General features: G+C 66.8%; 22 protein-coding genes. 3 read left to right on the forward strand and 19 right to left on the reverse strand.

The features are described from left to right. Positions 1–8: 8 nt before the first annotated feature. From rseP to ACERNI_RS02630, 8 genes are all read right to left on the reverse strand, one after another. On the reverse strand, positions 9–1,166 hold the full coding sequence (rseP, locus tag ACERNI_RS02595; protein ID WP_448831697.1) for an RIP metalloprotease RseP: 1,158 nt from the start codon (positions 1,164–1,166) through the stop codon (positions 9–11). Between the two features lie 218 nt (positions 1,167–1,384). Further along, a complete protein-coding gene (gene dxr / locus ACERNI_RS02600; RefSeq protein ID WP_448831698.1) occupies positions 1,385–2,602 on the reverse strand; it encodes a 1-deoxy-D-xylulose-5-phosphate reductoisomerase in 1,218 nt (405 codons plus the stop codon). Between the two features lie 16 nt (positions 2,603–2,618). After that, positions 2,619–3,452 carry a phosphatidate cytidylyltransferase gene (locus tag ACERNI_RS02605; protein WP_448831699.1) on the reverse strand — a complete coding sequence of 278 codons (834 nt, stop codon included), beginning with the start codon at positions 3,450–3,452 and terminating at the stop codon, positions 2,619–2,621. Continuing rightward, a complete protein-coding gene (locus ACERNI_RS02610; RefSeq protein ID WP_448831801.1) occupies positions 3,449–4,246 on the reverse strand; it encodes an isoprenyl transferase in 798 nt (265 codons plus the stop codon). The genes ACERNI_RS02605 and ACERNI_RS02610 overlap by 4 nt, the downstream gene beginning before the upstream one ends. Before the next feature lie 193 nt (positions 4,247–4,439). Further along, positions 4,440–5,003 (reverse strand): ribosome recycling factor, encoded by a 564-nt coding sequence (gene frr / locus ACERNI_RS02615; RefSeq protein WP_448831700.1) that lies wholly within the window; start codon positions 5,001–5,003, stop codon positions 4,440–4,442. Positions 5,004–5,181: 178 nt separating this feature from the next. After that, positions 5,182–5,892 (reverse strand): UMP kinase, encoded by a 711-nt coding sequence (gene pyrH / locus ACERNI_RS02620; protein WP_448831701.1) that lies wholly within the window; start codon positions 5,890–5,892, stop codon positions 5,182–5,184. Positions 5,893–6,306: 414 nt separating this feature from the next. Beyond that, a complete protein-coding gene (gene tsf, locus ACERNI_RS02625) occupies positions 6,307–7,230 on the reverse strand; it encodes a translation elongation factor Ts (protein WP_448831702.1) in 924 nt (307 codons plus the stop codon). A 305-nt stretch (positions 7,231–7,535) separates the two neighbouring features. After that, a complete protein-coding gene (locus tag ACERNI_RS02630) occupies positions 7,536–8,552 on the reverse strand; it encodes a 30S ribosomal protein S2 (RefSeq protein WP_448831703.1) in 1,017 nt (338 codons plus the stop codon). A gap of 544 nt (positions 8,553–9,096) precedes the next feature. Between ACERNI_RS02630 and ACERNI_RS02635 the strand changes: the two genes are divergently transcribed. The 3 genes from ACERNI_RS02635 (at position 9,097) to ACERNI_RS02645 (ending at position 11,798) form a co-directional block, all read left to right on the forward strand. Continuing rightward, complete coding sequence (locus ACERNI_RS02635) at positions 9,097–10,038, forward strand: ATP-binding protein (protein WP_448831704.1); 942 nt, start codon at positions 9,097–9,099, stop codon at positions 10,036–10,038. Positions 10,039–10,062: 24 nt separating this feature from the next. Then, positions 10,063–10,695, forward strand: a complete 633-nt coding sequence (locus tag ACERNI_RS02640; RefSeq protein ID WP_448831705.1) for a DJ-1/PfpI family protein — start codon at positions 10,063–10,065, stop codon at positions 10,693–10,695. Positions 10,696–10,781: 86 nt separating this feature from the next. Continuing rightward, positions 10,782–11,798, forward strand: a complete 1,017-nt coding sequence (locus ACERNI_RS02645; protein ID WP_448831802.1) for a zinc-dependent alcohol dehydrogenase family protein — start codon at positions 10,782–10,784, stop codon at positions 11,796–11,798. Between the two features lie 180 nt (positions 11,799–11,978). On the opposite strand, the gene ACERNI_RS02650 is transcribed toward ACERNI_RS02645, so the two are convergent. From ACERNI_RS02650 to ACERNI_RS02700, 11 genes are all read right to left on the reverse strand, one after another. Next, positions 11,979–13,286: a peptidoglycan DD-metalloendopeptidase family protein gene (locus ACERNI_RS02650; RefSeq protein ID WP_448831706.1), complete on the reverse strand. Its 1,308-nt coding sequence runs from the start codon at positions 13,284–13,286 to the stop codon at positions 11,979–11,981. A 309-nt stretch (positions 13,287–13,595) separates the two neighbouring features. Then, the gene (locus tag ACERNI_RS02655) at positions 13,596–14,273 is read right to left on the reverse strand and encodes a protein-L-isoaspartate O-methyltransferase family protein (RefSeq protein WP_448831707.1); all 678 of its coding nucleotides are present in this window, start codon (positions 14,271–14,273) and stop codon (positions 13,596–13,598) included. Positions 14,274–14,511: 238 nt separating this feature from the next. After that, positions 14,512–15,273: a 5'/3'-nucleotidase SurE gene (gene surE / locus ACERNI_RS02660; protein ID WP_448831708.1), complete on the reverse strand. Its 762-nt coding sequence runs from the start codon at positions 15,271–15,273 to the stop codon at positions 14,512–14,514. Positions 15,274–15,434: 161 nt separating this feature from the next. Beyond that, on the reverse strand, positions 15,435–16,841 hold the full coding sequence (gene serS / locus ACERNI_RS02665; RefSeq protein WP_448831709.1) for a serine--tRNA ligase: 1,407 nt from the start codon (positions 16,839–16,841) through the stop codon (positions 15,435–15,437). Between the two features lie 278 nt (positions 16,842–17,119). Continuing rightward, complete coding sequence (gene tatC / locus ACERNI_RS02670) at positions 17,120–17,947, reverse strand: twin-arginine translocase subunit TatC (protein ID WP_448831710.1); 828 nt, start codon at positions 17,945–17,947, stop codon at positions 17,120–17,122. Next, a complete protein-coding gene (gene tatB / locus ACERNI_RS02675; protein WP_448831711.1) occupies positions 17,944–18,831 on the reverse strand; it encodes a Sec-independent protein translocase protein TatB in 888 nt (295 codons plus the stop codon). Before tatB ends, tatC begins: the two co-directional genes overlap by 4 nt. A 449-nt stretch (positions 18,832–19,280) precedes the next feature. After that, positions 19,281–19,523, reverse strand: a complete 243-nt coding sequence (locus ACERNI_RS02680) for a twin-arginine translocase TatA/TatE family subunit (RefSeq protein WP_448831712.1) — start codon at positions 19,521–19,523, stop codon at positions 19,281–19,283. A 211-nt stretch (positions 19,524–19,734) separates the two neighbouring features. Next, positions 19,735–20,748: a beta-N-acetylhexosaminidase gene (gene nagZ, locus ACERNI_RS02685; RefSeq protein ID WP_448831713.1), complete on the reverse strand. Its 1,014-nt coding sequence runs from the start codon at positions 20,746–20,748 to the stop codon at positions 19,735–19,737. 154 nt (positions 20,749–20,902) lie between these two features. Further along, the gene (locus tag ACERNI_RS02690; protein ID WP_448831714.1) at positions 20,903–22,420 is read right to left on the reverse strand and encodes an SPOR domain-containing protein; all 1,518 of its coding nucleotides are present in this window, start codon (positions 22,418–22,420) and stop codon (positions 20,903–20,905) included. Between the two features lie 73 nt (positions 22,421–22,493). Continuing rightward, positions 22,494–24,254 (reverse strand): arginine--tRNA ligase, encoded by a 1,761-nt coding sequence (gene argS, locus ACERNI_RS02695; RefSeq protein WP_448831715.1) that lies wholly within the window; start codon positions 24,252–24,254, stop codon positions 22,494–22,496. Positions 24,255–24,522: 268 nt separating this feature from the next. Next, on the reverse strand, positions 24,523–25,791 hold the full coding sequence (locus ACERNI_RS02700) for a deoxyguanosinetriphosphate triphosphohydrolase (protein WP_448831716.1): 1,269 nt from the start codon (positions 25,789–25,791) through the stop codon (positions 24,523–24,525). Positions 25,792–25,811: the final 20 nt, after the last annotated feature.

Here is a 25,811-nt window from a genome sequence, read left to right on the forward strand (position 1 = left end):
TTACGAAGTCACGATGCCCGCAGGCCAAACAGACTGCCCAGATGCATGAGATCGTTCCAGGTCACAAACAGCATCAGCATCAGCACGAGGGCGAGACCGATACGGAATCCATACTCCTGGAGACGTTCGCTCATGGGCCGCCCCCGCACGGCCTCCACTGCATAAAACAGCAGATGTCCCCCGTCGAGCATCGGAATGGGAAAGAGGTTAAGCAGCCCGATCGACACGGACAGGAAGGCGGCCAGGTTAAGCAGCGGCGTCAGCCCCATTTGCGCAACATGGCCAGACACCTGGGCGATGCGGATCGGCCCCGAGAGCTGGTCCACGGATTCCTTGCCGACGATCAGCTTCCCCAGATAGGAAAAGGTGCGATCCACCACATGCCAGGTTTCCTGCGTCCCCATCCGCAGGGATTCCAGCGGGCCGTAATGGCGAACCTGGGCGTCCGCCGGATTGCGCGACCCCTGCACGCCCAGCATGCCGATGCGCTGCTTGCCAAACGGCGTGGACAACTCGCGCACCGCCGGCGTGGCCGAGATGTGAATCAGCGAGCCGCCGCGCTCCACCGTGAAATCCAGCTTTTCCCCGGCGCTGCCGGAAATGATGCGCTGCATGTCAGCGAAATTGGAGACCGCCTCGCCGTCAATCGCCTTCACCACGTCGCCGGCGTGGAAGCCAGCCTGGGCGGCGACGCTGTTCTCCTGCACGGCGTCAATGCGCGGTATCAGCTCCATCCGGCCATAGGCGAAAATGGTGAGACTGAAGATGACGATGGCGAGGATGAAGTTGGCGACCGGCCCGGCGGCGACGATGGCGGCGCGGCGCGGCAGGCTGGCGTGGTGGAAGCTGCGCGCCCGCTCCGCCGCGCTCATGCCCGCAAGGCCGGCGAGGTCCGGCGTGCTGGCCGCTCCGGCGTCGCCTTCGAACTTCACGTAGCCGCCAAGAGGAATCGCCGAAACCTTCCAGCGCGTTCCATGTCGATCGGTCCAGCCGAACAGCTCGCGGCCAAAGCCGATCGAGAACGCCCTGACCCCGACGCCGCACCAGCGGCCCACGATGTAATGCCCGTACTCATGCACGAACACCACGATCGACAGCACAAAAATGAAAGGGATGACCGAGCCGAAAAAAGACCCGAACAGACCTGTCAGCCCGCTGATATCCATCGCGCTTCCACTCTCCGCAAAAATTGACGCCAGCCTGGGGATGCATCTGGACAAACCGATTCAGGAATCTCGTCTATCCTTTTGATTTTATCGCATTTTACCCAGATTGAGCGACGCGACGCCCCGTGAGGAAAACGCTATGGCGTCCCTGTGCATTTATCAAACTGAATCCTGGCTGTATTCAGGCGCCGGCGCCTGAATCAGGGTGTGGTCCATCGTCAGCCGGCGCATCCGGCGTCGAGCGCCGCCGTGGCCCTGGCGCGCGCTTCCGCATCGATCTCCAGGGCGTCGTCGATGCCAGACGGCGCCGCAACGCCAGCCATGCTTTCACACACCCTGGCGATGAGCTCCGGAATGGCGCAAAAACCGATGCGCCCGGCGAGGAAAGCGGCGACAGCCACCTCATTGGCGGCGTTGAGCGCAGCGGCGGCGCCGCCGGAGGCGGCCATCGCCTCCTGCGCCAGGCGTAGCGCGGGGAACCGCGCGAGATCCGGCGCGCTGAACGTCAGGGCGCCGATTTGCGCCAGATCCAGGCGGGGCGTCGACAGCTTGAGACGTTCTGGCAACCCCAGGCAATGACCGATGGGAATGCGCATGTCCGGCGAGGCCATGCCGGCGGTTACCGAGCCATCGGTGAAGGCGACCATGCCGTGAATCACCGACTGGGGATGCACCAGCACGTCGAGCCGCTCCGGCGGCAGGCTGAACAGGTGCATGGCCTCGATCAGTTCCAGCCCCTTGTTCATCAGCGTCGCGGAATCAATGCTGATCTTCGGCCCCATGGCCCAGGTGGGGTGGGCCAGCGCCTGGGCCGGCGTGATGTCGGCCATGGCTTCAGCGGGCCAGTCGCGGAATGGGCCGCCCGAGGCGGTGAGCGTCATGCGCTCAACCCTGTCCACGGTCTCCGCGCCCAGGGCCTGGAAAAGGGCGTTGTGCTCGGAATCAACCGGCAGAACCGGCACCCCGCGCGCCGCCGCGTCACGCATGAAGGCTTCGCCAGCGCAGACAAGGCACTCCTTGTTGGCCAGGGCCATGACCCGCCCCGTCTGCATCGCCGCGTGCGTCGGGCGCAGCCCGGCGGCTCCGGATATGGCGCCAACCACCACGTCGCAGGACAGGGCGATGGCGTCGGCAACCGCCGCCTCACCGGCGCCGCTGGCCACGCCGGTCCCTTCCAGCGCATCGCGCAACGCCGCCCCCAGCGACGGATTGGCGACAGCGACGAATTCCGGCGCGAGCTGGCGTGCCTGCCGGGCAGCGCCTGCGATATCCGAGCCCGCCACCAGGGCGGCGACCCGGAAACGGTCTCGGTGCTCGTCCAGCACGGCGGCGGTCGAACGGCCGACGGACCCGGTGGCCCCCAGAACCGTCACGCGGCGAACGCCAGGTTCCAGCTCCTGGGAGTGCCCGGGCGCAGGTTGGAGATGCACGCTCATCGCTTGCCGTCCATGGTCAGAGAAACCCGAGCAGCATGCCGGCCGCCACCAGGGCAGTTACCGCCCAGAAGCCGTCGAGACGGTCCAGAACGCCGCCGTGGCCGGGTATCAGCGCGCCAGAATCCTTGACGCCGGCGCGGCGCTTGAGAGCAGATTCCGCCAGATCGCCGCCCTGCCCGACGACCGAGGCCAGAACAGACACAACAACCAGCTTCCACGACAGGCTCCAGCCGAAGCCAAGGGTCAGCAACAGCACGCCGGCCAGCGCCCCGAAAATGGTTCCACCCGCGAACCCGGACCATGTCTTGCCAGGGCTGACGCGGGGCCACAGTTTCGGCCCGCCAAAAGTCTTGCCGGTAAAATAGGCGGCGATGTCGGTGGTCCAGACCACGGCGAACATCCAGAGCAGCACGCCAGGGCCAATCACCGGCAGATGCCGCGCCGCGACCGGCGTCACCGCCAGAACGGCGCCGACCGCGAAAGCCGGCAGCGTCAGCGCCACGCCCGCCGCCGCGCGGGTGATGAAAAACCCGAGCGCGATGCTGGCAATAGCCCCGGCCAGAATCGCCACGCCTGGCGCGCCCGCGAAAGCGGTGAGCCCGGTCAGCCCGACAATCGCCGCGGCTCCCCGGCCAGCGACGTCGCGATGCGGGGATGGCGTGGGCTGCGCCAGCGCGCACCACTCCCAGGCGGCCACGGCGCCGGCCAGCGCCCAGAGGATCGCCAGCGGCCAGCCGCCAGTCCAGGCGGACCCGAGCGCGACCGCGCCAAGCACGATGGCTGACGCCGTGCGGAGCAAAAGCTCAGGGCGTCCGCCCTGGGGGCTGCCTGACAGAAATCCGCCGCTCAAGCCTCTTTGCCTCCCCCAGCCAGGGCGCCAGCTTCGCCAACACCGCCAAAACGCCTGTCGCGCCGGGCAAATTCGGCGATGGCGGCGCCCAGCGCCTCCCCGTCGAAGTCCGGCCACAGCACGGGCGTGAACACATATTCCGAATATGCCGTCTGCCACGGCAGGAAGTTGGACGTCCGGACTTCGCCCGACGTGCGGATGACCAGGTCGGGATCAGGCATGCCGCCGGTGTCGAGCATGCGGCCGACCAGTTCCTCGCAAACGTCATCCGGCTTCAACTGGCCAGCGGCGGCCAGCTCCGCGATGCGCCGCGCCGCGGCGGCGATTTCCTGGCGACCGCCATAGTTGAACGCCACCACGAGGTTGAGCCCCGTGTTGTGGGCCGTGCGCTTTTCGGCTTCATCGAGAATCGCGCGAACGTCGGCTTTCAGCCCCTCGCGCTCGCCAATGAAACGGATGCGAACGTTGATGCTTTCCAGATCGGCGAGATCGCGGCGAAAGAACAGGCGCAGCAGCCCCATGAGCGCGCCAACTTCCGCGGCCGGCCTGCGCCAGTTCTCCGAGGAAAACGAATATACGGTCAGATATTCGAGGCCGAGTTCAACGGCGGCGCGAACAGTGCGCCGCAAGGCCTCCACGCCGCGCCGGTGCCCCTCGGCGCGCGGCAGCCCCCGGCGGGTCGCCCAGCGGCCGTTACCATCCATGATGATGGCGACATGGCGCACCGCGGGCGCCGCGCTGGCCTCCGCATCGCCAGACGGGGGCGTCGTCAAATTTTCACCTGCAACGCCCATGCGTCCCCCGACCCTGCCAGACATGGCCAGACTGACCAGCGCCTGGCCCGGCTCATGCACCCGGCGGGATGGGCTCCCGCCAGCTTCACCATACCCCGCCCCGGCAGGCAGGCGCATCCAGCGCCTGGCGCGGTTTCATCGCGTGGGGCGCCTCCGGCCCGGCGGAAAACCCGGCCCAGCTGGAAACCGCCCGTCAGACCTGCATGATTTCCTTTTCCTTGGCGGCAACCGTCTGGTCTGCTTCCGCCACGGACTGGTCGGTGGCCTTCTGCACCTGCTCGCCAAAGCGGGTCTGGTCGTCCTCGCTGATATCGCCGGCCTTTTCCAGCTTCTTCAGCAGGTCCATGCCGTCACGGCGCACATGGCGGATGGCCACCTTGGCCTCCTCGCCATACTTGTGCGCGACCTTGACCATCTCCTTGCGGCGCTGCTCGTTCATCTCCGGAATGCGCAGGCGGATGACCTGACCTTCGGTATTGGGATTGAGGCCAAGATCCGACTCACGGATCGCCTTTTCAACCGCATTGACCATGCCGCGATCCCAGACCTGAACGCTGAGCAGGCGTGGCTCCGGAACCGAAACCGTCGCAACCTGGCTGATCGGCGTCGCGGCGCCATAGGCGTCCACCGAGATCGGATCAAGCAGGTTCGCGGACGCGCGGCCGGTGCGCAGGCTCGCGAGGTCATGGCGCAGCGCGTTAATGGCTCCGGTCATGCGGCGCTTGATGTCTTCAAGATCGAAATTCGCGGTCGTCATATGTCTCGCCCTGGCAATCAGTTTGGTTCAGTGGCGTCGCCTGCGGCGCGCCAGGCGGAAGAGGCGGCGACGCCGTCCCCACCCCGGACAGATGGCAGCTTCATAGCGGCTTTATGCGCCGGGCGCGAGCATCGCGCGCCAGGAAACGAAAACCGATGCGAAAAACCGCCTCACTGCCCTATTGCGGCGCGACCAGCGTAAAGGCGCCCTCGCCCCGCAAGGCGGCGCTGATGGCGCCAGGCTTGTGCAGCGAGAAAACCAGAATGCTGAGTCCGCTGTCGCGCGCCAGCGCGAAGGCCGCCGTGTCCATCACCTTGAGGTCACGGGCAATGGCGTCCGCATGGGTCAGCCGGTCAAAGCGCATGGCCTGCGGGTTGGCGCGCGGGTCGGAATCATAGACGCCATCGACGTTTGTGCCCTTCAGCAGCAGGTCGCATTCCAGTTCGGCGGCGCGCAGGGCCGCGCCCGTATCCGTCGTGAACCAGGGGTTGCCGGTGCCGCCGCCCAGCACCACGACCTTGCCATTGCCCAGATGGTCAATGGCCCGTCGGCGGGCGTAACTTTCGCACAGGGCTGGCATGGCGATGGCGGACATGGCGCGGGCGGGAATGCCGGCGGCCTCGATGGCGTGCTCCAGCGCAAGCGCGTTCATCACCGTGCCAAGCATGCCGATCGAATCGCCGGCGTTGCGGGTTAGCCCGCGCGAGAGGCCCTGCACGCCCCGGAAGAAATTGCCGCCGCCAACCACAATGGCGATCTCGAAACCCGCGCGGTTGGCTTCGGCGATATCGGCGGCGATCGCCGTGAGGGTTTCGCCATGCAGCCCCGACCCGTTCGGGCCAGCGAGCGCCTCGCCGGACAGCTTGAGCAGCGCGCGTTTAACCTGCATGCGATCCCCCAAAAAAATGTGGCCAGATGGCCGGGCGTTCTCCCGCCAGCCGGCATGGGGCGGGCGGGACAGCGCCTTCATGATCTGGCGAAGCGACGGCGCTTCGCTGGCATGATCTGGCGAAGCGACGACGCCTCGCTGGCATGATCTGGCGAAGCGGCGGCGCTTCGCTGGCATGATCCGGCAAAGCGACGGCGCTTCGCTGGAAAAGGCTCTGATGCGCCAACCCCGGCCAAACGGGCCGGGGTCGGGAAAAGCGGGCGGTCGCAGCGGACAGTTCGCAGTTTGTGCAAACGGCCTGCAACCAGCAATGGCTCTGGAAGCTAGCTGATCCTTCAGATCAACCGCGGCCTCCAAACTGCTGTTTCCGCGTCAGCTTCTGTCAACGCGGACCAGAAGCCCACCGGGCGTGGATCAGCCCTTCGCGGCAGCCGCGACTTCAGCAGCGAAGTCCGGAGCCTCTTCCTTCTCGATGCCGTCGCCCAGACCATAACGCACGAAGCCCTTCAGGGCGACCGGCGCGCCGACCTTGCCTTCAGCTTCCTTCAGCACCTGGCTGATGGTCTTGGAGGGGTCGTGGATGAACGGCTGCTCCACAAGGGTGTTTTCCTTGAAGTAGCTCTTCATGCCGCTCTCGACGATCTTCTCGAGAACATGTTCGGGCTTGCCGGCGTTCTTATCGCGCAGGATGGCCTTCTCGCGCTCCAGCACATCGGCCGGGATCGACGCGCCGTCGAGGCCAGCCGGGCTGGTGGCGGCCACGTGCATGGCGATCTGGCGGCCAAGCGTCTCGAGAAGCGACACGTCGCCGGTCGACTCCAGCGCCACGAGCACGCCGATCTTGCCAAGGCCCTCGCCAGCGGCGTTGTGGACGTAGGTGGCGATGAAGCCATTGTCCACATGCAGACGGTCGACGCGGCGCAGGTTCATGTTCTCGCCGATGGTGGCGATCAGATCCTGCAGACGGTCCTTGATGGTGACGCTCTCACCCGGGAAATGGGCGGCTTCGAGGTTGGCCAGGGTGCCGTCGCCATTGAGGGCGATCTTGGCGGCCTCACGGGCGAACGCCTGGAAGCTGTCGTTGCGGGCGACGAAGTCGGTCTCGGAGTTCACCTCGACGATCGCGGCGGTCTTGCCCGACGATTCAACGGCGACCAGACCTTCGGCGGCGACGCGGCCGGCCTTCTTGGCGGCCTTGGACAGGCCCTTCTTGCGCAGCCAGTCAACCGCGGCCTCGATGTCGCCGCCGGTCTCGTTGAGCGCCGACTTGCAGTCCATCATGCCCGCGCCGGTCTTCTCGCGAAGCTCTTTCACCATTGCGGCTGTAATGTTCGACATGGTCGTCCCCTGAAAATATGGCCAGGAACATGCGTCCGGCCCGGAGCATTTTCAAGCGCGGCCGAGGCGGCCCCGCCTGGTGAAAATGCGTGAAATCAAAACCTTGGGCGCTCCGGAACCTTGCCTAGGGCAAAACCGGAGCCCAGAAAACCCAAACTCAGGAAGCCCGAACCCAGGAAACCCGAACCCAGGACAGGCAGAACCCGGCGTCGATGAAACGCCGGGCCGATCAGTTTCAAAGCCCCCGCCCGGCGCCCATCAGGCCACCCGGGCGGATCACTCCGGAGACGTCAACCAGACCGCGATCAGGCGGCTTCGACGAGCGCGCGCGCCTGGGAAACCCAGTTATCGCGCTGGATGCGGCCATTGAGCTTCAGCTCGGCGTCAAGGCGGGCAACGTCAGCGTCCTTCAGGGCGCCGATCTGCCAGTAGTGGAACACGCCGCCCTCGTTCAGCTTGGCTTCCAGCTCAGGGCCAACGCCATGCAGCTTGGTGAGGTCATCCGGCGCGCCGCGCGGAGCAGCCAGAACCTCGAAGACCTCGTCAGCGAAAGCCTCAGGAGCCTCGGCGACGCCAAGGTCTTCAGCCACAGGAGCCTCGTCAGCGCCGTGGTCGAAGCCCATGTCGCTGGCGCCGCGGGAAATGCCGTCGATGGCGGCGCGGGCGACCAGGTCGCAGTACAGCTGGATGGCGCGGCCGGCGTCGTCGTTACCCGGAACCGGATAGGTGATGCCATCCGGATCGCAATTGGTGTCGACGATAGCCACGACCGGGATGCCCAGACGACGGGCTTCCTTGATCGCCAGCTGCTCCTTGTTGGTGTCGATGATGAACAGCAGGTCCGGCGTGCCGCCCATGTCCTTGATGCCGCCCAGCGCCTTCTCGAGCTTCTCCTGCTCGCGCGACAGCATCAGACGCTCTTTCTTGGTCAGCGCCTGGGCGGCGCCGCTGGAAAGCATTTCGTCGAGCTTGCGCAGACGCTGGATCGAGCCGGCGATGGTCTTCCAGTTGGTGAGCATGCCGCCGAGCCAGCGGGAGTTCACGAAGTACTGGGCCGAATTACGGGCCGATTCAGCAATGGAATCAGCAGCCTGGCGCTTGGTGCCAACGAACAGCACGCGGCCGCCGGCGGCAACGGTGTCGGACACGGCCTGCAGGGCGCGGTGCAGCATCGGCACCGACTGGGCCAGGTCGATGATGTGGATGTTGTTGCGCACGCCGAAGATGTACTCGCTCATCTTCGGGTTCCAACGGTGGGCCTGGTGGCCGAAGTGAGCGCCAGCTTCGAGCAGCTGACGCATGGTGAATTCAGGAAGCGCCATAATATATTCTCCGGTTATACCTCCGTGGAGCCGAGAAGATCGCAAGCCCGAAAAGCCGCGATCACCGGACAGCCCATTACGGTCATGGGCAAAAACTCCACGTGTGGGATGGCGCGGCTTATAGGCGCCAGGCGCAAATTAGGCAAGTGTCAGGACGCCGCGCCGGCGCGAAAACCGCAGGAAAATGGCTGCGGGCGCCGCGCCCCACTCCAGGGCGGGCGAATTCCGGCGGAGCAAACGCCCGTTCTGGCGGAATGCCGGCCCATGCAGCCCATATATATCCCTTATGTATGCCTTGAGCGCCCGGCTGCCGCGTCAGGCGGCCCGTCGACAAGACGGACAGCGCAGGTGAAAACTGCCTGTGGAATTGGGCCCGGAGAGAATCGCTGCGGCGGCGCTCGGGGCAATCTCCACACAGTCGCGAAGCCGGAGGGCGGCCACGGCCCGGCCCTGGCCGGAGCATTGGCAGCAAAACGCAGGCTGCATGGCTCCGGGCCTCCCCGGCCTACCTTCCGTTACGACGCAGAGCACCCGGACCACCGATATGACTCAAGCTCAAGACGAACAGCATCCGCCACAGGCTTCCTGGCAGGCCTTCGCCGCCGCCCTCGCGGAGGCCGGCGCGCCGGAGGCGCTCAACCGCATCGCCGCGGCGCTGGAGCGCGCATGGCCTGCGCCGCCGCCTGGCGCGAATTTCGATGGCGCCGACGCGTTTGTCTGGCAGGCCGCGCCGCCGCGCCTGGCGCCCGTGCCGCACGTCAACCGGGTCGAGATGGTGCTGTTGCAGGGCGTTGACCGGGCGCGCGACCAGCTTCAGGACAACACCACGCGCTTCGCCAGGGGCCTGCCCGCCAACAACGCCCTGCTGTGGGGGGCGCGCGGCATGGGCAAATCCTCCCTGGTCAAGGCGGTGCACGCCGCCATCAACAATGGCGATGGCCAGCCGCGGACTGGCAATGACAGGCTGAAGCTGATCGAAATTCATCGCGAGGATATCGCCAGCCTGCCGGCGCTGATGAACATCCTGCGCGAGGCGGCCTACCGTTTCATCGTCTTCTGCGACGACCTGTCGTTCGATTCCGACGATACCTCCTACAAGTCGCTGAAGGCCGCCCTCGACGGCGGCATCGAAGGGCGGCCCCGCAACGTGCTGTTTTACGCCACGTCCAACCGCCGCCATCTGCTGCCGCGCGACATGATGGAGAACGAGCGCTCCACAGCCATCAATCCGGGGGAGGCGGTGGAAGAGAAAGTCTCCCTGTCCGACCGTTTTGGCCTGTGGCTCGGCTTCCACAAATGCAGCCAGGACGAGTATCTGGCCATGGTCAACGGCTATGTGAGCCATTACGGCCTCGACATCGATCCGGCTGAATTGCGCCGCGACGCGCTGGAATGGGCGACAACGCGCGGCTATCGTTCCGGTCGCACGGCGTGGCAATACATCCAGGACCTGGCCGGACGGCTCGGCAAGACGCTGGAGAACTGAGCCGGCGCCGCAACGGAGGGAGCCATGCGGATCGCGCTGCTTGTTTATGAGGGCATGACCGCGCTGGACGCCGTCGGCCCGTATGATTCCCTCTCCCGGCTGCCGGAAGCCGACATTGTGACGGCCTCGCCAGGCGGCAGGCCGGCGACCTGCGGCGGCGGCATCGTCATCCAGGCGGCCGCGTCGCTGGACGACGTGAGCGCCGCCGATGTGCTGATCGTCCCCGGCGGCATGCCATCCGCCCTGCGCGGCCTGCTGGGAGACGCCGCCGTGATGGAGTGGCTGCGGCGGATCGACCAGACCAGCCGCTACACCTGTTCGGTGTGCACGGGCGCCCTGCTGCTGGCCTCGGCTGGCGTGCTGCGGAACCGGGCCGCCGCCACCCACTGGCGCGCCCATGACGCGCTGGCCGCGCTCGGCGCCGCGCCAGTTGCGGATCGCGTGCATGTGGACGGCAAATATCTGACCTCAGGCGGGGTCTCCGCCGGCATCGACATGGGCCTTGTGCTTTGCGGCCTGCTGGTTGGGCGCGAGCTGGGCGAAGCCATCGAACTCAGCATGCATTACGCGCCGCAGCCGCCGTTCGGCACTGGCGATCCGGCAACGGCGTTGACGCCAGCGCGGCGGCGGCTGATTGAGGAGCGCCTCCGCAACTGAACCTGGCGCCCCCGCGGGAGCGCCTTCCTGACCAATCAAACAAACGATTGTCCGGCTTTGCGCCGGCAGATTTCCGGGAGTGAATGATGAAAGCCTGGCAGCTTCAGGACGCCTCTGGCCTCGACGGCCTGCGCAAGGTGGATATTGACCGGCCTGCGCCTGGACGCGGCGAGGTGCTGGTGCGCATCAACGCCGTTTCGCTGAATTACCGCGACCTGATTACGGTGCGCGGCGGCTATGGCTCGCGGCAGAAATTTCCGCTGATCCCGGTTTCGGACGGCGCCGGCGTCATCGCCGAAGTCGGCCCTGGCGTGCGCGAATGGAAGGAAGGCGACCGGGTCATCGGCTCGTTCTTCGAGAACTGGCATGGCGGCGACGCCAGCGCGGAGAAGATGGCGGCGGCGCTCGGCGGCTCGGTTGACGGCGTCTTGTGCGAATACCGGGTATTTCCCGCGCACGCCGTGGTTGCGACGCCGGCCCACCTCAGCGACGCCGAGGCGGCCTGCCTGCCCTGCGCGGCCCTCACGGCCTGGAGCGCGGTTGTGAAATGCGGCCAGGTGAAGCCGGGCGACATCGTGCTGACCCAGGGTACCGGCGGCGTTTCGCTGTTTGCCCTGCAATTCGCCAGACTGGCCGGCGCGCGGGTCATCGCCACCTCGTCCAGCGACGCCAAAATCGAACGGCTGAAGACACTCGGCGCCGACGAAACCATCAATTACCGCGAAACGCCGGAATGGGGGAAACTGGCCCGCGTGCTGACTGACGGACGCGGCGTCGACATCGTCGTGGAAGTGGGCGGCGTCGGCACGCTCAATGAATCAATCCGGTCGCTCCGCATTGGCGGCATGATCGGTTTCATCGGCGTGCTGGCCGGCGAAGCCAGGCAGGAGCCGCGCCTGTCCCTGATGGTGATGCAGCAGCAACGCCTGCAGGGCGTCACGGTCGGGTCGATCGACGACCTGAAATCCATGTGCGCGGCCATCGCGCAGAACCAGCTGAAGCCGGCGCTGGACCGCACCTTCAGCTTCGATGAAGCCCCGGAAGCCTTCCGCTACATGTCGAGTGGGGCCCATTTCGGCAAGGTGGCGATCGCCATCGGCTGAGACGATGTTTGCATGATCTGGAGCCTCTTCCGATCGCAATGGATCAGAAGCGGCTCCCGTGTCCGCCATTTTGCGCGAAATCCGGTCGACCAGACGATTCAGTCTGATCGGAAAGCGCTCCAAAACGCAGAAAACGCCCCGGGAGGGATCCGGGGCGCTTTCTGTTTCTCCGGTGGGGTCTCAACCTCCGGCGAGATGGGGCATCGGATCCACGGGCGTGGACCCCTTGCGCAATTCAAAGTGCAACTGGGGCGTGGAGACATTCCCGGACTGGCCGGACTTCGCCACCGTCTGGCCGCGGCTGACCTTGTCGCCGCGCTTGACGGTCAGTTCGCCATTGTTGGCGTAGGCGGAGACCCAGCCGTTCTCGTGGCGGATCAGCACCAGATTGCCATAACCCTTCAGCTCGTTGCCGGCATAGGCGACGACGCCGCCTTCAGCCGCCTTGACGGGCGTGCCTTCCGGCAGGGCGATATTGATGCCCTCACTGCCATTGCGGCCGTTGAAACCCTGAATGATGCGGCCACGCGCCGGCCAGCGGAATGACCCGCCGGACGCCTGCTGGGCGACTTCCTGCTTGGCGGCGGGCGCTTCGGGAGCAGCTACGGCAGCCTGCTGACGCTCGGGCGTCTTCAGCTCGGCGACCGGCGCCTTCTGCTGGGCCTGGGCGACCGTCTTTGCCGGCGCTTCCGCAGCGGTTTTCACCTGGGCGGCGGCCTTTGCCTGGGCAGCTGTTTTCGCTTGAGCAGCGGCCTGGGCGGCGGTCTGGGCCTTCGCGGCTGCAGTCTGGGCCTGCCCGGCCGCCTTCTGCGCCGCCTGGCCCGGCTGGCCTGCGACGGCTTGCGCCTGCTGCTGCAGGCTGCGCGGCGGCTGACCAGCCTTCACCGGCTGCTGCACGGCGGCGCGGGAGGCCGCGATCACCTGGGCGGCGCGGTCGTTGGCAGACGTCGCATGTGTCTGCACATTGCGCTGGGCGCCCTGCGCCGTCTGCAGCGCCTTGCCCGGCGCGGACGTCACATTGCTGGCGGCGCGGCTCGCGGACGTCGCCGCCTGCTCCACGGGACGGACGACCGGCTGGGCGGCGTTACGCGCAGCGGAAGAAGCCGACGCGACAGAACTGGCGCCGGGATTGTAAACCGGGATGACAACGCTGGAGCCAGGCGTCAGCCCGCCGCCGCCGATGTTGTTGGCGGCGCGAATGGCGGCCGGCGGCACGCCATAGCGATCAGCGATGGACTGGACCGTATCGCCCTGCCCCACGGACACTGTAGCGCCGCCGGCGGCGGTCCAGCCATTGGCGCTGCCGGACATGGCGTCGGGGCGCACGCCGGCGAAGCCGGCGGACGGGCTGAAAGACTGGCTGGAGGCGCCGGAGGGCGGCGGCAGCGACGACGTCTGCACCGGGGCAGACCCGCCATAAGCCCCGCCGCCATAGGACGGCGAAGAACTGCCCGGCACATCGGAAGGCGGCAGACTGCCAGTGGACATGTTGTCCGTTCCGCCGAAACCGGCGAAACGCTGGGAATCGGCGGCGCAAGCCGCGGCCAGCAGTGACAGGAGGCTGACGCCAGCTATCCGGGCCAGCGCTCCAGAACGGTTCGTCGGAATCGAATGAGGCATTTGAAATCCACCGGCTACGCAACACACGCAGTTAAAGCGGATTCAGGTTAAGCAACGGTTTCCATTGGTCGCCAGGGGAACTTTTTGGAACATTTTTGGCGCATGTGAAGGGAAGTTCACACAGGAAACGGCAGTAGGGCGGCCCGCCCGGCGCAGCATCGGCAGACGCCTGAACGGTTACAACGCCTGCGCGATTCCCGCCTGCAGCGGCGGCAGGCGCAAAGGCCCGCACAGGGCCTCCGGCAAAGCGTCGCCATGACGCTCAACGCGGACCAGACGCGGCCCCTGCGGCGTGATCATGGCGCCGACGAGCCGCCCGCCATCGTTGAGCGCATCAATCAGGCCGGGCGGCGCATGGGCGAGCGAACCGTTGAGGATGATGCGGTCGAAACGCCCCCAGGCGGCGGCGTCCGCAACCAGGCCATCGCCCACCTCCACCGTCACATGGTCAAGTTCAAGCCGGCTGATGCGGCTGGCGGCGGCGATGGCGAGCGTGCGCATGCGCTCAAGGCTCACCACCTCCCCGGCCAGATGCCCGAGGACCGCCGTGAGATAGCCGGAGCCGGAGCCGATCTCGAGCACGCGGTGCTCGCGGCTGACGGCCAGCTCGCGCAGCATCAGCGCCAGTTGCATGGGAGACGTCATGGTCTGGCCGCACGGCAGCGGCAGCGCCACGTCGGAACGGGCCAGATCGGCGAAACGGCGCGGCGCGAACATGTCGCGCGGCGCCAGCTCCATGGCGCGCAGGATGGCAATGTCCCGGATGCCCCGCGAACGCAGGTTGAGCAGGAAAGCCGCCGTTTCCTCGCGCACCGGATTCTCACGTGTCTGCAACTGCGCCAGCGCCGCCACCATGCACCTCCGCCGCCATCCTGGGCCACGCGGCCCGGGCCGCCCCTGCATGGCATTACAGCGCGGATTTAATTAAGAAATTATCCCAGCCCGGCGGGGGCGTCCGCGCCCGGGGCCCGGCCCTGAAAGCGACGCCTGGCTGTATTTCGCCCGATCTGGCGAAGCTTGCCTGGCGCTGCGCGCGCCACCAGGGACGAAGCGCGGGCTACGTCGCAGCACTTCGCCCGAACGTCACGCAGCCTCAGGCGAAGCCGCGGGCGTAGCGGGTCATCAGCGGCTCATCCGTCATGTTGATGCGCAGTGGGGTGACCGAAATTTTCCGCTCAAACAAGGCTTTCAGATCGGTGCCGTTGCGCGGCGTCGACGGCGTGCGGCGGAAGGTGAGCCAGTAATAGGGAATCAGACGGCCATCGGCGCGCTCTTCAATATCGAGCATGCCAGGATCGCGCCGCCCCTGGGCGGTGACGGCGATGCCCTCAACCTCGCCCGCCGGACAGGGCGGGAAGTTGACGTTGACCAGGGTATCCGGGTCCATGCCCAGTTCCAGCACCTTGCGAACAACGGCTTCGCCATGGGTGGCGGCGCAATCCCACGGCGCGGATTCGCGCAGGCCCGGCTGGAACGACTGGGACAGGGCAATCGACTGGATGCCCAGCATCGCGCCTTCCATGGCGGCGGCGATGGTGCCGGAATAGATCACGTCCTCGGCGACGTTGTGGCCCTTGTTGACCCCGGACAGCACCAGATCCGGCCGGTGATCCTTCATGACCTGGCGCACGCCCATCAGCACGCAATCGGTCGGCGTGCCGCGCACGGCGTAGCGCTTGCCGTCGATCTGGCGCAGGCGCAGCGGATCGCTCAGGGACAGGGAGTGGCCAACGCCGCTCTGGTCGGATTCGGGTGCGATCACCCAGACGTCGTCAGAAATCGCACGGGCGATTTTCTCCAGCACGCCGAGGCCCTCGGCGTTCACGCCGTCGTCATTGGTGATCAGGATGCGCACGAGCAATCTCCCCGGACTGCGAGACAGGATGGACCCGCACGGCGCGGGCCTCTCCGTAAAGCGTTTTGCGGCGACATGCCCATCACGGCGCATGCGAAAAACGCATCAACTCAAACAAGGCGCGAACATCCGTTCCGGCCGGAACGGACGCCGCGTCGCGATCAGGCTTTGGCCCCGATCCGGGTGACGCCGCCCATGTAGGGAACCAGCGCCGCCGGCACGGTGATCGAGCCGTCGGCGTTCTGGTAGGTTTCCATCACGGCGATCATGGCGCGGCCGACGGCGGTGCCAGAACCGTTGAGGGTGTGAACGAATCTGGTTTGCCGGCTGTCCTTTGTCCGGCAACGGGCGTTCATGCGCCGCGCCTGGAAATCATTGCACACCGACACCGACGACACCTCGCGATAGGCCTGCTGGCCCGGCAGCCATACTTCCAGATCGAAGGTGCGGGCCGAGGCAAAGCCCATGTCGCCGGTGCACAGGGTGACGACACGATAATGCAAATCGAGCTTTTGCAGCACCGCCTCGGCGCAGGCCAGCATGCGCTCGTGCTCGGCAAGCGACGCCTCCGGCGTGGTGACGGAGACCAGCTCGACCTTGCTGAACTGGTGCTGGCGCAGCATGCCGCGCGTATCGCGGCCGGCGGCGCCGGCCTCGGCGCGGAAGCAGTGGGTGAGCGCGGTGAAGCGCTTCGGCAGCTCCTCCTCCGCCACGATGCTCTCGCGCACCAGATTGGTGAGCGGCACCTCAGCGGTGGGGATCAGCCAGTGGCCATTGTCCTGCCAGTCAGCGAAGGCCTGGCCGGCCGCATCCGCGACGCCAGCCTCCGCGTGGCGGCGGGCGTTGGCCGCGAACTCCGCCCGGGTCAGGCCGCCGGCGACGACGCGAAACTGGTCATCGCGGAACTTCGGCAATTGCGCCGTGCCAAACATGGCGTCATCGCGCACCAGCACCGGCGGATTGACTTCCTCATAGCCGTGCTCGCCCACGTGCAGATCGAGCATGAACTGGCCAAGCGCCCGCTCCAGCCGGGCAAGCTGCCCCTTCAGCACGACGAAGCGCGAGCCAGAAAGCTTCGCCGCCGTCTCGAAATCCATCAGGCCGAGCGCTTCGCCCAACTCGAAATGCTGCTTCGGCGCCGCAACGCCCTGCAGGCGGTCGGCGCGCGTATCGGGACGCTCGCCAAACACGCTCTTGACGACATTGTCGCTCTCATCGGCGCCGTCAGGAACCTCGGCGAGCGGCGCGTTGGGAATCGCCGCCAGTTCCTGGTCGAGCGCTGCCTGGGCGGCCTTTTCGCGCTGCTCCAGTTCCGGCGCGGTTTCCTTCAGCCGCGCCACCTCGGCCTTCAGGGCGTTGGCGCGGTCGACGTCCTTCGCGCGCATGGCCTCGCCCACCTCTTTCGACAGGGCGTTGCGGCGCTCCTGGGCGGTCTGGGCTTCCTGAATGGCGGCGCGGCGCGCGTCATCCAGCTCCAGCAGCCGGGACGACAGCGGCGCCAGTCCACGGCGGGCGAGCGCCCGGTCGAAGGCTTGCGGATCGTCGCGAATGAGGCGGATGTCGTGCATGGGATCACACGCTGGTTGGCGCGTTCTCCGGCGGGGCGGTCACAGCCCCACGTGGAAACGCATTGGTTCAAAAACATCGGGTGGCGCACGCGGCGCAACCATCGCAGCAACGCTGGCAGCGGGCCGGGCGGGCCGTGAAACGGCGCCAGACGATCGCGGGAAGCGTTTGCAACGGGGTGTTTGCGGCCCCCGCAGCGCCGGGTCAACCCCGGCGGTTCCGCAAAAGCAAACCGCCCTGGCCATTTCTGGCCAGGGCGGCGGGTGGTTTCAGGCCCCTGTCAGATGCCGTCTCCGGCTGTCGGCAGATCCTCCGCCGCTTCTTCTTCCGCCCGTTTGGCTTCCGCCTCGGCGCGTTTGCGCTCGACAATCTTCACGGCGAAAATCGAGGCCTCGTAAAGCAGCAGGGTCGGGATCGCGAGGGAGAGCTGGCTGATGACGTCCGGCGGCGTCAGCACCGCCGCCACCACGAACACCAGCACGATGGCGTAGCGGCGTTTTTCCCGCAGGAAATCGGAGGTCACAAGGCCAGCGCGCGCCAGCAGGGTCAGGATGACGGGGAGCTGGAAGCAGATGCCGAAGGCGAAAATCAGCGTCATGATCAGCGACAGATATTCGCTGACCTTGGGGAGCAACTGGATCGTCGCTTCGCCGGCGCCGCCAAGCTGCTGCTGGCCAATGGAGAACTTCATCACCACGGGCATGGCGATGAAATAGACCACCGCCGCGCCGAGCAGGAAGAACAGCGGCGTGGCCACCAGATATGGCAGGAACGCCTGGCGCTCGTTCTTGTACAGCCCGGGCGCGACAAACTTGTAAACCTGCCCCGCCACAACCGGAAACGACAGGAAAGCGGCCCCGAACACGGCGATGCGGATCTGGGTGAACAGATATTCCAGCGGCGCCGTATAGATCAGCCGCACGTCCGCCCCCGGCCCCGCCGCGAAGACGTAAGGCCACACCAGCACGTTATAAATATAACGCGCCAGGGCGAAGCACAGGAAAAACATCACCACGAACGCGATCAGCGAACGGATGAGGCGCGCCCTCAGTTCGATCAGATGGTCGATCAGAGGGGCGCGGGAGGCCTCAATATCGTCGTCGCTCATGATGTTCCGTCACTGGCGGGCTTGTTGGCGGGCGTGATGACGTCAGCAGGCGCAGCCGCCTGGGAGGCATCGCCCCCGGGCGCAGGCGCAACAACGCTGGCGTCGTCGGCAGCCGGAGTGGCTTTCTTGCGGGAGGCGCTTTTTTTTGGCGCGGTGGCCGAAGGCTCCGCATCGGCGGCCGCGACCTTGCCGGCGCGGGAGCGCTTCGGGGCGGCCCCCGGCGTTTCCGGAGCGGCCGGTACTGGATGGGTATCCACTGGCAACGCATGGGCTTTCGCTCCGCGCGATCCGGACTTGCGGGACGCGCGGGCCGGCTTTGCGGCGGAGCCGCCTGCCGCCGCGCCCTCTTCCGCGATGCCTTCCACGTTTTCCGGGGCTTTCACTTTGGCGACGCGCTTCCTGCGCGCGGGCGGCGCCCCGGTCGCCTGTGCGGCGTCGACCGGCATTGCGCCCGGCTGCGCCACGGCCTTCGGCGACGCGCCTTCGGCGGCGAAGGCCTTTCCGGCCGCATCCGGAGCGGGCGGCTGAGGCAGGCTGGCCAGGTAATCGCCGGCGCTGGGCACATCGGTCGTCGGCAACGGCTTCGGCGCGCCGCTGTCGTCGATGGCGCCCTTGATCTCGCTGCGCAGCCGGTCAATCGGGTTGAAGTTGTTCTTCAGGTCGCGGGCGGTGTCGACCACATCGGAGACGCCCTTGCGGAACTCCTCCATGTCCGCCTCGCGCATGGCGTCGTTGAACTGGCGCTGGAAGTCCGCCGCCATGCGCTTCACTTTGGTGGTGGTCTGCCCAAGGGTGCGCAGGGCGCGGGGCAGATCTTTCGGCCCGATCACCACGAGCGCAACGCCGCCGATCAGCAGCAATTCACTCCAACCAATATCGAACATCACGCGCTCTCTGGCCCTGGAGCATGTTGCGTTTGCACGAAACCGGCTTCGTGCAAACGCAACATGCCTGGATGTTGTCGTGAGAGACGGCCCCTGGAGCAAGAATCCACACCGGATTTTTGCTCCCTCTCCCCGAGCGGAGCCTTTTCCGGCGCAGCGATTGTCGCTGCACCGGAAAAGGCTCCTGGCCAGGCCGGATCATTCCGGTGATCCAGACTTGCGCCCAAGAACCTGCGCCTAAGAACCTGTGTCGAAGGACCGGCGGCGGGGTCCCTGGTCAGAGTTCCAGGGCAACCACCCTGGAAGCACATCCCATATCGACGCATCGCCGTGTCCACGGGCCGCCGGCCTGGCTCCACACGGACGTCCAGGGCGCTTCCGGTGCAGCCCGATCGTGGGGCGGCAAGGCGCAAGGCCCGGCGGCGACGGAGGGACCGCCTGCCCCGCTGTCAGAGCTTCTGACCAGCCTCGCTGCGGACGCCAGCCTGCGTATCAGCCGTCGTCTGGTTCTCCAGCGGGCGCGGCTGTTCAGCCGGAGCGCGCGGAGCCTCCTCATCGTCCTGCATGCCCTTCTTGAAGGATTTGATGCCCTTGGCCACGTCGCCCATCAGATCTGAAATCTTGCCGCGCCCGAAAAGCAGAAGCACGATCACTCCGACAACAACCCAGTGCCAGATGCTTGCGCCACCCATCGAAATTCTCCCAACCGCCTGTCAGCGACAAAAATCGCCCGGCATGTAAACCGCCTGTCAGCGCCGTCTCCCGGCTTTTCGCGGATCGATAACGCCCGCATGGCTGACCTGATATGGGCCAAACCTACGCGGCCCTCGCGGCCAAAACAAGGAAATGCGGACCAGCGCCAGCTGGTCCGCACGCCTGTTTTCCAGCCAGGGATGCTTATTGTCAGGCCACGGCTGGCGCCAGCAGTTCGGCAAGACGGGCGCGCGCCGCCTCAACATCAAGCGGTTCAACGGTTTTCAGGATGCGCCCCAGAGCCATGTCGGCGCGCCGCGCCGCCGCGCCATTGAGCAGGGGCGTGGCTGCGGCGATCTGTTCCATCTCCGCCCGGTCGCCATTGCAGTGCAAAACCACATCACAACCTGCGACTATCGAATCCCGGGCGCGCGCGGCGAAATCGCCCTGAAGCGCTTTCATCGACAGATCATCGCTCATCAGCAGGCCGTCCAACCCGATGCTCCCGCGAATGATCCGGCTGACAACCTCCGGCGAGGTGGTGGCCGGGCGCGCGGCGTCCAGCGCCGTGAACACCACATGGGCGGTCATGGCCAGCGGCATGTCCGCCAGCACGCGGAACGGCGCAAAATCGCGAGCCTCCAGCTCCGCAAGCGGCGCATCCACCACGGGCAGGTCGTGGTGACTGTCAGCCCCCGCCCTGCCATGGCCCGGGATGTGCTTGACCACCGGCAGCACGCCGCCGGACAGCAGCCCTTCCGCAGCGGCGCGGCCAAGGCTGGCCACCGTCGCCGGCTCGTTGCCATAGGCGCGATCGCCGATCACGTCGTGCGCGCCTGGCGACGGCACGTCGAGCACCGGCAGGCAATCAACGTCGACGCCGACCTCGCGCAGGTCATGGGCGATCAGCCGCGCCCCCAGCCAGGCGGCCTCGCGCCGGGCGAAGGGCGATGCGAGCTGGCCATAGGCGCGGCCCGGCGGATAGGCCGGCCACACCGGCGGCGCCAGACGCTGGACCCGTCCCCCCTCCTGGTCAATCAGCACCGGGACATGGCGCCCAACGGCGGCGCGCAGCTCCGCCGTCAGCCGCGCGACCTGAGCGCGGTCAACGACATTGCGCCGGAACAGGATGAAGCCCCACGGGTCGATCTCGCGAAAGAACCCGCGTTCGTCTTCAGTCAGTTCCGGGCCGGAAAGGCCAACGATCAGGGCCCGTGCGGTCATATGCTGCTCCCCAGGCGCGCTTCCCCAGGGGGGAGAAGGTGCGAATCATCAAAGAAAGATAGCCGGCCATGCCGGGGAACGCGGGCCCGGACGCACGCAGGGCTCCCGAATGGGAGCCCCGTGAGCATCAGCCGCCGGCGAAGATCCCGCCGGATTACCCCTGCGCCACAAAGCAGCTGCCGCCAACCGACTTGAGCTGCTGGCACAGGCTGGTGGCGCTCTCGCGGCTCAGGCCAGGCACCCGCAGGCGATAAATCGTGCGCCCGTTGGATTGCGCCTTGACGACGGCGGTGCCGTGGCTGGCCAGAACGCCGTATTTGCGCTTGAGGCTCGCGGCCATGGCCTTCGCCTCCTGTTCGGAGCCTGGCGCGCCAAGCTGCACCGCGAAACCACCCTTGCCAGCGGGAGCCGCGGCAACAGCCTTCGGCTTCGGCGCAGCCGCCGCTGCGTCAACCGAACCGGTCGGCGTGTTGTCGACCATGGTCGGCTGCACGCGATGCTCCTGCTTGGCGGAAGCCTGCTGCATCGGCCTGGCCGGCGGCGTGGGCCGCGCAGCGGGCGTCGGCGCCTGGGCCGTCTCGCGAACGGACTGCGGCACGGCAGCCTGCTGCTGGCCGGCATCCCGCACCTTGCCGTCGGGACCGATGGAAACCGTGCGGACCCGGCGCGGCTCGCCGAGGCCAGAGCGCGGATCGCGGTTGGCGGCGTGGGTCGGCAACGGCGCAACGCCCGGCGCGCCAAACGTGCCGGATTCATTGCCAACCTCGGACGGCAGCTTGCCGGCGGCGACAGCGGCGGCGCGCTGCTGGCGCAGGGTCTGCTCCACGTCCACCGGCTGCTCGTTGCTGGCGACAACCTTCGTCTCGCCTGGAGCCCTGGCGATTTGCTCGTAAATTTCCTTGGTGGGCGCCGGCGCCGCGGCGCTGTCCGCCGGCGGCTTCACCTTCACAGCCGAGGCGTCGGCGTGGATGACCGGCGCCTCGCCGCTTCCGCCAGCGCCGCCGCCACGCAAACCGAAGTAACCAGCAGACGCGGCGACACACAGCGCGACAACGCCAACCGCTGCATACAGCGGCGTGCGCGACCGCCGGCGGCGACGCAGGCGGGCGCCTTCAATCGCCTCCAGCGGATCGAGCGCCGGAGCAAACTCGTGGCGCCCCGCGCCATAGTGATCCTGCTCCGGCTGGGCTGGCCAGGAAGCCGCGCCGGATGCCGCAGCGCCAGCGCCGCCATCCCAACCCTGCCCGGCATGGGCGGAACCGTGACCATGCTGAACCTGGCCGGCGTCGTCCCAGGCCGCGGCCTGCTGATATGAGGCGGGCTGCTGACGCTGGTGGTAAGCGTCCCACTGCGGGTCAGCGGCGCCGGCATCATGCGCGGCTGCGTGGCCTGTGGCGGGGGTATTCATCCATGCCCGCAGATGGGCCGGATCTTCCGCATGCGCCGGCGCTGGCTCCTGCCATGCGGCCTGCAACGGGGCGACGCGATCGCCGCCCGCCGGAGCGCGCAGCAAATCGCGAAAACGGTCATTCTGCCCGACGATGCGGGCCAGTTCTGCAAGGCGGGCGTCTTCGGACGCCCCGCCGGCGCGCGAAGGCTCGCCAGTGCTGGCGATGCCTGCTTCAAGCGCATCAAGATCGAGCGCAACGCGGGAGGAGGATCGGTCAGTCATCGGCGCGTTCCGTTTCCTTTTGTGAGCTGGCAGCCCGGGAATACGCAAGCAACGACCGACGCGACCGGTCCGTTCAGCGCATTTCCTCAGGCGCTCCGACCCCCAGCACCCCGAGACCCGAAGCCAGAACCGACCGGACCGCGTCAACGAGGGCCAGCCGTGCTTGGGTCAACTCTGAATTCTCCTGGTTAACAAACCGTAAGGCCACGGCGTCGCGCCCCCTGTTCCAGTGACTGTGGAAGGCGCTTGCCAGATCATACAGGTAGAATGCGACGCGATGCGGTTCATGCGCCGCAGCCGCAGCCGCGATGACGCGCGGATATTGCGCCAGCCACCGCAACAGATCGACCTCCGAGGCGTCGGACAACGCGTCCATCCTGGCGCCAGCGAGAGCCGCCTGGTCAAAACTGCGCCCCGGGAAAGCTTCAGCCGCCTGACGGAACACCGAAGCACAACGCGCATGTGCATATTGCACATAAAACACGGCGTTATCCCTGGATTGTTCAACCACTTTCGCAAGATCGAAATCCAGCGTGGCGTCGTTCTTCCGGAACAGCATCATAAAGCGAACCGGGTCTGATCCGACCTCATCAATCACATCACGAAGTGTGACGAAGTCACCGGAACGCTTGGACATTTTAACCTGTTCGCCATCGCGAAGCAAGCGAACCAGCTGGCACAGCTTCACGTCAAGCTTGCCATTGCCGCTGGTGACGGCGGCGACAGCTGCGTTCATGCGCTTTACATAGCCGCCATGGTCGGCGCCCCAGACGTCGATCATGCTGGCGAAGCCGCGCTGGTATTTTGAGCGGTGATAGGCGATGTCGGCGGCGAAATAGGTGTAGGAGCCGTCGGACTTGAGCAGCGGGCGGTCCACGTCGTCGCCAAAGGCGGTGGCGCGGAACAGGGTCTGCTCGCGATCCTCCCAATCCTCCACCGGCTGGCCCTTCGGCGGCGGCAACCGGCCCTCATACACCAGGTCGCGGGCGCGCAGGTCAGCGATGGTCGCTCCAATCTGGTCGCCGTCGGGCCCCCGGGAAAGCGAACGCTCCGAGAAGAACACGTCGTGGCTGATGCCGATCGCCGCGAGATCACCCCGGATCATCGCCATCATGGCGTCGATGGCGGCGTCACGGACGATTGGCAGCCACGCCTCCTCCGGCATCTGCAGCAGGGCCTGACCGTGAGCCTCCGCAAGGGCCTTGCCGACCGGAACCAGATAGTCGCCCGGATACAGACCCGCCGGAATCTCGCCGATATCCTCCCCGAGCGCCTCGCGATAACGCAGAAAAGCGGAGCGGCCGAGCACGTCGACCTGGGCGCCGGCGTCGTTGATATAATACTCGCGGGTCACGTCATGACCGGCGAACGCCAGCAGGCTGGCGAGCGCATCGCCAAACACCGCGCCGCGCCCGTGCCCCACGTGCATCGGGCCGGTCGGATTGGCCGAGACATACTCCACATTGACCGCGCCACGACCGGCAGCGGCACGGCCAAAGGCTTGTGGATCGTTGACAACAGCCTTTAGAACATCAAGATAAACGCTTGATTTCAATCGTATATTTATAAATCCAGGGCCTGCAATCTCTACAGACGCCACGCCCTCGACTTCGCCGAGCGGACCGACGATCAATGCCGCCAGGGCGCGCGGATTGGTCTTCGCTTCCTTCGCCAGCACCATGGCCGCATTGGTGGCGAGATCGCCATGGCTCATGTCGCGCGGCGGCTCCACCACCACGCGGGAGAGATCCAGCCCCCCGGGCATGGCGCCGGTGGCGGCAAGACCTTCAAGCACCGTTTTCAAACGCTGTTCGTAAATATCAAAAATGTTCATTGCAAAACGCTTCTTCACAAGCCTGGCGGCCGCTGGGCGTCAATTCCGGATCGCGCCGCCCGCAATGATCCCGCCGCCCGCAATAGTCCTGCCGCCCCAATAGCAGGAGTCATGCCAAAACCCAATCAGCCCGACTCATGCGGCGCCGGGAGGCATAGGCGCCAGGCGTTGCTGGCGGCGGATACGGCGGCCAGTTACGCACGGGCTGGGGCGACGGAGCGGCCAGGACCTGGACGCCGCCAAAACCGGCCAGTTGCCGGCAATCCGGTCAATGGTCTGAAATATCGTGTCCGCCGGTCCAGGCTTCAGGCCGGGCGGTCACGTCGGGGGTATGGGGGAACAGCGCCTGGTGACGCGCCAGGGCGTAGCTGTCGGTCATGCCGGCGATATAATCAGCCACCCGCCGTTGCAGCCGCATGTCTTCCCCCGCCTCGCCGTTGAGATCGCGCCGCCATTCCGCCGGGAGCAGTTCCGGCTCGGCCAGGAAACGGGCGTGGAGATCGCGGACGATGGAGTCCGCCCCCTCGCGCAGGCGCATCAGCCGCCGGTGCCGGTACATGTGGGGAAACAGAAACTGCTTCATGTCGCGGTCAGCGGCGGCCATTCGTTCCGAGAACGCCACCACCGGCTCTGGCGCGAACCGGATCGCGTCGGCGTCCGCCGGACCAAGGGCGGTGATTCGACGACCGCTTTCAGCAATCACGTCCTCGACGAACCGGGTGATGACCCGGCGGACAACCTCGTGAATCGTCCGGGCCAGATCAAGGTCGGGCCAGAGTTGCTCCACCTCATGGAGAATGCCGGCGAGAAAAGGCGCCTTGCGCACGTCGTCCGCCGCGAACAGCCCGGCGCGCCAGCCGTCATCAAGGTCGTGGGCGTTATAGGCGATATCGTCGGCGATAGCGGCGCACTGGGCCTCGGCGCTGGCCTGGGTATGCAGCCACAGATCATGAATGGCGTTGTATTCCAGAATGGCCACCGGCACGCCGCGCGCGGCGTAGCGCGCCGTTGGCTGGCCGCTGGCGTCGAGCAATGGCCCGTTGTGCTTCACCAGACCTTCCAGGGCTTCCCAGGTCAGATTCAGCCCGTCCCAGGCGGCGTAGCGCCTCTCCAGCCGCGTCACCACGCGCAGCGCCTGGGCATTGTGATCGAAGCCGCCGATGCTCCGCGTGCAGGCCTCCAGGGCATCCTCACCCGCATGGCCAAACGGCGTGTGGCCCAGATCATGCGCCAGGGCGATGGCCTCGGCCAGATCCTCGTCGAGGCCCAGGCAGCGGGCGATGGCCCGGGCGATCTGGCTCACCTCGATCGTGTGGGTCAGACGGGTGCGATAATGATCGCCCTCATGCTGCACGAACACCTGGGTCTTGTGCTTCAGCCGCCGGAAGGCCGTTGCGTGAATGATCCGGTCGCGGTCGCGCTGAAACGGGCTGCGGGTGGGCGAATCGTCATCGGGCCAGCGACGCCCCCGGCTCTCCCCCGGATTGCAGGCCCAGGCCGCCGTCCACCGCTCGCCGTGCAGACGCAGATGCGTCATCTGAGACCCCCCAAACATGT

It is taken from the genome of Camelimonas sp. ID_303_24, from assembly GCF_053543495.1.

Coding starts and splice junctions, on each gene's coding strand:
- dxr (WP_448831698.1), bottom strand. CDS start 2,602: ATGAGCGTGCATCTCCAACCTGCGCCCGGGCACTCCCAGGAGCTGGAA.
- ACERNI_RS02650 (WP_448831706.1), bottom strand. CDS start 13,286: ATGTCCACTGGCAGTCTGCCGCCTTCCGATGTGCCGGGCAGTTCTTCG.
- tsf (WP_448831702.1), bottom strand. CDS start 7,230: ATGTCGAACATTACAGCCGCAATGGTGAAAGAGCTTCGCGAGAAGACC.
- tatB (WP_448831711.1), bottom strand. CDS start 18,831: ATGTTCGATATTGGTTGGAGTGAATTGCTGCTGATCGGCGGCGTTGCG.
- tatC (WP_448831710.1), bottom strand. CDS start 17,947: ATGAGCGACGACGATATTGAGGCCTCCCGCGCCCCTCTGATCGACCAT.
- pyrH (WP_448831701.1), bottom strand. CDS start 5,892: ATGCAGGTTAAACGCGCGCTGCTCAAGCTGTCCGGCGAGGCGCTCGCT.
- ACERNI_RS02655 (WP_448831707.1), bottom strand. CDS start 14,273: ATGGTGGCGGCGCTGGCGCAGTTGCAGACACGTGAGAATCCGGTGCGC.
- ACERNI_RS02690 (WP_448831714.1), bottom strand. CDS start 22,420: ATGACTGACCGATCCTCCTCCCGCGTTGCGCTCGATCTTGATGCGCTT.
- ACERNI_RS02630 (WP_448831703.1), bottom strand. CDS start 8,552: ATGGCGCTTCCTGAATTCACCATGCGTCAGCTGCTCGAAGCTGGCGCT.
- ACERNI_RS02610 (WP_448831801.1), bottom strand. CDS start 4,246: ATGGGCGTTGCAGGTGAAAATTTGACGACGCCCCCGTCTGGCGATGCG.
- ACERNI_RS02680 (WP_448831712.1), bottom strand. CDS start 19,523: ATGGGTGGCGCAAGCATCTGGCACTGGGTTGTTGTCGGAGTGATCGTG.
- ACERNI_RS02640 (WP_448831705.1), top strand. CDS start 10,063: ATGCGGATCGCGCTGCTTGTTTATGAGGGCATGACCGCGCTGGACGCC.
- argS (WP_448831715.1), bottom strand. CDS start 24,254: ATGAACATTTTTGATATTTACGAACAGCGTTTGAAAACGGTGCTTGAA.
- frr (WP_448831700.1), bottom strand. CDS start 5,003: ATGACGACCGCGAATTTCGATCTTGAAGACATCAAGCGCCGCATGACC.
- serS (WP_448831709.1), bottom strand. CDS start 16,841: ATGCACGACATCCGCCTCATTCGCGACGATCCGCAAGCCTTCGACCGG.
- ACERNI_RS02700 (WP_448831716.1), bottom strand. CDS start 25,791: ATGACGCATCTGCGTCTGCACGGCGAGCGGTGGACGGCGGCCTGGGCC.
- ACERNI_RS02645 (WP_448831802.1), top strand. CDS start 10,782: ATGAAAGCCTGGCAGCTTCAGGACGCCTCTGGCCTCGACGGCCTGCGC.
- nagZ (WP_448831713.1), bottom strand. CDS start 20,748: ATGACCGCACGGGCCCTGATCGTTGGCCTTTCCGGCCCGGAACTGACT.
- ACERNI_RS02635 (WP_448831704.1), top strand. CDS start 9,097: ATGACTCAAGCTCAAGACGAACAGCATCCGCCACAGGCTTCCTGGCAG.
- rseP (WP_448831697.1), bottom strand. CDS start 1,166: ATGGATATCAGCGGGCTGACAGGTCTGTTCGGGTCTTTTTTCGGCTCG.